Annotated in this window: 8 protein-coding genes; all 8 read left to right on the top strand. The window is 62.2% G+C overall.

Going from position 1 to position 4,948, the window contains the following annotated elements; all coding sequences use genetic code 11:
* Nucleotides 1-160: 160 nt before the first annotated feature.
* Nucleotides 161-577, top strand: a complete 417-nt coding sequence (locus tag RIFP1SYM_RS12740) for a hypothetical protein (protein ID WP_039960466.1) — start codon at nucleotides 161-163, stop codon at nucleotides 575-577.
* A gap of 80 nt (nucleotides 578-657) precedes the next feature.
* Entirely contained in the window at nucleotides 658-1,053 is a 396-nt protein-coding gene (locus tag RIFP1SYM_RS12735; RefSeq protein ID WP_039960465.1) for a single-stranded DNA-binding protein, read from the top strand.
* A gap of 57 nt (nucleotides 1,054-1,110) precedes the next feature.
* A complete protein-coding gene (locus RIFP1SYM_RS12730) occupies nucleotides 1,111-2,001 on the top strand; it encodes a ParB/RepB/Spo0J family partition protein (protein WP_240992111.1) in 891 nt (296 codons plus the stop codon).
* Nucleotides 2,002-2,110: 109 nt separating this feature from the next.
* Nucleotides 2,111-2,392, top strand: a complete 282-nt coding sequence (locus tag RIFP1SYM_RS12725) for a type II toxin-antitoxin system Phd/YefM family antitoxin (RefSeq protein ID WP_039960464.1) — start codon at nucleotides 2,111-2,113, stop codon at nucleotides 2,390-2,392.
* The gene (locus RIFP1SYM_RS12720) at nucleotides 2,389-2,715 is read left to right on the top strand and encodes a type II toxin-antitoxin system RelE/ParE family toxin (RefSeq protein WP_005965348.1); all 327 of its coding nucleotides are present in this window, start codon (nucleotides 2,389-2,391) and stop codon (nucleotides 2,713-2,715) included. Before RIFP1SYM_RS12725 ends, RIFP1SYM_RS12720 begins: the two co-directional genes overlap by 4 nt.
* 186 nt (nucleotides 2,716-2,901) lie before the next feature.
* Nucleotides 2,902-3,138: a helix-turn-helix domain-containing protein gene (locus tag RIFP1SYM_RS12715; RefSeq protein WP_081417764.1), complete on the top strand. Its 237-nt coding sequence runs from the start codon at nucleotides 2,902-2,904 to the stop codon at nucleotides 3,136-3,138.
* Between the two features lie 267 nt (nucleotides 3,139-3,405).
* On the top strand, nucleotides 3,406-3,819 hold the full coding sequence (locus tag RIFP1SYM_RS12710; protein ID WP_005965346.1) for an STY4534 family ICE replication protein: 414 nt from the start codon (nucleotides 3,406-3,408) through the stop codon (nucleotides 3,817-3,819).
* A 115-nt stretch (nucleotides 3,820-3,934) separates the two neighbouring features.
* Nucleotides 3,935-4,483, top strand: coding sequence for a DUF3275 family protein (locus RIFP1SYM_RS12705; RefSeq protein WP_039960462.1), 549 nt, complete (start codon nucleotides 3,935-3,937; stop codon nucleotides 4,481-4,483).
* Nucleotides 4,484-4,948 lie beyond the last annotated feature (465 nt).

Below are 4,948 nucleotides of genomic sequence, written 5' to 3'. Positions count from 1 at the left end.
CGCCACGCCCCGGAAATCCGTGATCAGTCAACGCCGACTGCGCCAACGAGCAAAGGCTTCCTCTCCGCTCGCGCTGCCGGCGACACGCAGGCGGCCCATGACGACTAGATAGCAGCGGGGGAAATCGAAAGTGATACGAGCGGATACAAAAGGCCCTTTATTGCCCTTTAAGGGTAAGGGGGGCGCCCGGGTTCGTGTGCGGGAACTGGAGCGAAGGCAGGCGGAGATCGAGTCACGCATGCGCAACCTCGCGCGGGAGTTCCAGGCGACCTTCCGTTCCCCGCGGGTTGCCCACCTGGTGGTGCACCATCATGGTGGCTACTTCAATCTGCGCTGGCGTGCGACCACCAACGATAGACGCGGCCAAACGTTCTTCGAGCTCACCACCACCGACCAGGGCCAGCGGGTATTGGCCAGGCTGCCACCGGTCGTACGGCCGTTGTTTCTGCGCTTCGAGCGGCAACGTCTGGAACTGAACCTCGCCTCCAGCATTTGCCAGCACGAACTGCGGCGGCTGCGCGATTATCTGGTGAAACTGGAAGCGCTCCGCGCCTGCCAGAACGGAAACCAGCCGTGAATCGAAATACGGTTTCCACTGTGCGGCCCAAGGTGTCTGTGATGCCATGGTGGCGACAATCTGACCCCAGGAGGAACGAGATGAGTACATTGTTCAGCGGTACCGGCAATTTGGGCAATGCCCCTGACTTGAAACACGTTGAAGTGGACGGCGAACAGCGGCCCGTGGCCGACATGCGGATCTTCTTCGACCGCCGCGTCAAACAGGAGGACGGCAGCTTCGCGGATGGTGGCGGTTTCTGGGTGACGGCCAGCATCTGGGGCTGGCGGGCCGAGGCGGCGGCGAAGCTGCTGCCCAAGGGGGCCCGCATCTTCGCCCGCGGCCGGCTGCGGGAGGAGACCTGGGAGGACGACCAAGGTGAGCAGCATACCCAGCTGCGCCTCGATGCCGACTACCTCACGGTGGACCTGCTGTGCGTCGACGCGCTGACCGTGCGCTCCAAGTCGGACCCGGTGGACGACGAGGAATCGGACTGACGGATCAGGATCGCTCGGGGACCTCTGTAAACCATGGCTGGCAACAGACAACACGCCGTGGACGGCAATGCCGAGATTGACCGTCCGACGCCGGGTGCCACGTGGCACCGAACCGCGACGGCGCCGCATGAACGGCTCGAGGTTGAGACGAGCGTGCGGCAACTCGACGTGGACCTGCTTCGCCCGGGGCGCTACCAACCCCGCCGCAGGTTCACTTCCGAAGCGCTTGCGGAACTGGCCGAATCCATCCGCACCGAGGGTGTGGTGCAACCGATCATCGTCCGCCCCCTCCCCGACACGGCACCGACACGCTACGAGATCATCGCCGGCGAGCGCCGCTGGCGCGCCGCCCAACTGGCGGGACTCCAGCACATCCCCGCCCTGGTACGGTCCACCGACGACCGCTCCACCCTGGTCCAGGCCCTGGTGGAGAACATCCAGCGCGAGGATCTCAACCCCGTGGAAGTGGCGCGCGGCGTGGAGCGCCTGATCAGCGAGTTTCGGCTGACGCACCAGGAGGCCGCCCGCCGACTCGGCCGTTCACGCGACAGCATCACGCATCTTCTCCGGATCCTGAAACTGGAACCTCCGGTCCTGGCCCAGGTCGAGGACGGCCGGCTCAGCCTCGGACACGCCAAGCTGCTGGCAGGACTGCCGCAACCCATGCAGCGCCATCTGGCGGACGAGGCCATCCACAAGGGCCTGTCGGTCCGGGCGCTGGAGCGGCGGATTCGCGCCCTGAACGGCACACCCGAGCGGCGGCCAGACGCCCACAGCCGGCGTGACGCCGACATCGTGCGCCTCGAGCAGCGGGTGGGTGAAATCGTCGGCGCGGAGACCCGGGTCGACTATGAGCCGGAGCGTGGCCGGGGGCGGATCTCGTTCACCTTCCACTCTCTGGAGGCCTTGGAGGGGATTTTGGAACGACTCGGATATGAAGAAAACTGACCGCAACCCGAATCCCAGGGGAATCTCGGCCATTCATCGGCGTCTTTACATTGGTACCAAATATGGACTATATTTGGTATGTAATGAAACTATAGAGGCAGCGTGCGTCATGAAACTAAGTGAATCGGTCAAACCCATCAGTTACTTGAAAAGCCATACCGCCGAGGCACTTCGAGACGTCAGCGAGGGACAGCGGACCATGGTAATCACACAACACGGTGAGGCCAAGGCAGTGCTCCAGGATATTGCCAGTTATGAACAAACCCAAGAGTCTTTGGCGCTGCTCAAGATGCTGGCCCAAAGCTCCAAGAGCATTCAAGAAGGCCGCAGCAAACCCCTCAAGAAAGCCTTTGCGGATATTCGCAAGCACGTCAGGGAACTCGCCGAGTGAAACGCTATCGTGTCCGGCTTGCCGAGGATGCAGAGCAGGACCTAATCGACATCTACCGCTACATCGCAATCCACGACTCAGTGGAGAAAGCAGCTTATGTGCTGGACCAGTTGGAGTCCCTCTGCTCGCAGCTTACTGAGCTGCCCGAACGGGGCCACATTCCACCCGAGCTGGATCGAATCGGCGTAACGAACTATCGGGAGGTTCATTTCAAGCCGTATCGCGTCATCTATGAGGTCATCAAGCAGGACGTCTTCATTCATTGCATCCTTGATGGCCGCAGGGATATGCAATCGTTACTTGAGCGGCGCTTGGTTCGTTAGAACTGTCCCTGGAACATTCTGGACAAATTCACCAACAAATTAGAATAAGTGCTGGGATTATTATCCATCCCGCCTTTTGTGTGTCTGAAGCAGAAAGCACCTTTGGACAGAAAGGGGATTCTGGCGTATATTGAGAAGCAGGAATGGCACAATAACCCATTGTTTATTTTGGCATTCTTCGCAACCATGACGTGCCCTGACGACGAACTCACCCCAAACCAGGCCGCGGACTTCCTGAACGTCTCCAGGTCTTACCTGGACCGGCTCCTGGAACAGGGAGATATCCCCGCCCGGAACAGGGGCGCTCAATGCCGGTTGTGCCTCCGGGACGTACTGGAACACAAGGAGCGCAGCCAACGGCTGCGTACCCGCTGCCTGGATGAGCTGGCCGCCCAGGCCCAGGACCTCGACATGGGGTACTGAGAATTGTCTCGAATCCCCGATAACGTTTCCGCCTTGACGCACCCCCCACGCCTGTTAGATTCAAGATAGTTTTTCCGTCACCGTTGCGGATTCAACGGTACCCTTGCCGGTTTTGCCGGCGTCCCATGCGCCTTTGTCGGATCGCGAGACAGGCGCGGCGGCCTGAAGGCCGTCGATCCACCCTTCATCCACCCTGCCGGGGGAAGTCATTCCCCGTCCAGGGGCTGTGCTTTCTCCGGTGTTTTTCAACCAAGAGGAGAATGCACCATGCAAAACTCATCTCAACCCAAGTACTTCGATCTTCATACTACCGGCATCGGTTATCTGAACCGCATCCGGGAAGTGAAGCCCGAGCGAGGTCAACCGTTTCTGGCGGTGGACATTTCCGCTCTGCACGGCAGCGTCGACAACGTCGAGTACACCCGCTTCGATTGCCGGGTGTCCGGCCAGACGGCGCAGGAGATCGTCCGTCAGTTGAAGCCTGCCATCGAGGACGGGCGCACTGTTCTCGTGGGTTTCAAGAGCGGCGACCTGTATGCGGAAACCTTCACCTACGAGCGCGGTGACCGGGCCGGCCAGACCGGCATCAGCCTGAAAGCCCGCTTGCTCAGGATCGGCTGGGCCAAAGTGGACGGTGAACCGGTCACCCTGCCCTCCGCCGACCAGGAACAGGCCGCCTGATCCACGTCTGGACAAGGCCTGCTCCTGTTCCTTTCAACCACCCCGACGGGGAGACCTTCTCCCCACCCGGGGGCCGCGTCTCCCCGTCTTTCTTCAAGACACAAGGAGATGCACCATGCTCAAACTCAGCGGCGTATTGACCATCCGCACCATCAACGGCCGTAACGGCCCGTTCAATGTCGGCCGGCTCGTGACCGATCTCGGCGAGTTTTCCGTCAAGGACACACTCCTCGACCAGTACGAGGAAGGCAAGTACGAGGGGGACTTCGGCATCAGCCGTATCTATCCCTCCTACTACCTGGCCGGCGGGCGCCTGGTCGTCGAGGTCCGGGCCACGCTGGAGACCATGGCATTGGCCGGGATCGACGAACTCACGGCCGAGGACGTGCCCCCCGCAGTGGAACCCGATCCCATCGAGGAGACGCCACCGGCCACCATGCCGCAGCCCGCTCCGAGCGGCGACGAGCCCACCGAGGGGGATGACGAGGATCCTGACGTTCGCCTGTTCGGTGAACTGTGGCCGTTGGGCGCGAAGGTCAAGCTCGACCCCACCGTGGACCGAGCCCGTTTCCGCCGGCAGAAGGAACGGCTCAAGAGCCTGGGCTACCAGTTCCGGCCCCTGGGCCAGTTCTGGGAGAAGCCGGCCGAAGAGGAAGCGGCCTGATCCACGACCGGCCGGAAGGGGCATCCCGCCCCTTCCGGACTGCGGTTTCGGACCGGTGACCGGGGAAGGTCTGCGGCCTTCCCGGAGCCTCCCGGGCGGGGGTTGCGGGAAGGCCGCAAGGCCTTCTGCCTCAATCGTCACCGGCCGCCCGCTGTCGGGAAAAGGCGGGTCCCTTTGTGCGGACAGACCGCGCCCATGTAAGTGGGACCCACCACCCCGATACGGGTCCGGCGACACGAGACAACCAGGTCGCACGGGAGGACCGCGTTGTTTCCATCGCGCGGGGTTGCCGGTCTCAGACCGGTCGATACTGCCCACGTCGGCAACCCCCCGACAACGGCGCACTTGAAACAGGATTGACGACGGGAAGATCCCCGCGTGCGGGGGTCTTTCCGCAGGGCTCGCGGTTCCGATCTTTGCCGAGCCTTGCGGAAAGACTCGCAACGATTGTGGTGGCGACTCTCA

The organism is endosymbiont of Riftia pachyptila (vent Ph05), assembly GCF_000224455.1.
Lineage (GTDB): Bacteria > Pseudomonadota > Gammaproteobacteria > Chromatiales > Chromatiaceae > Endoriftia > Endoriftia persephonae.
The sequence above is the reverse complement of the archived record's forward strand: the minus strand, read 5'-3'. Positions and strand labels throughout refer to the sequence as shown.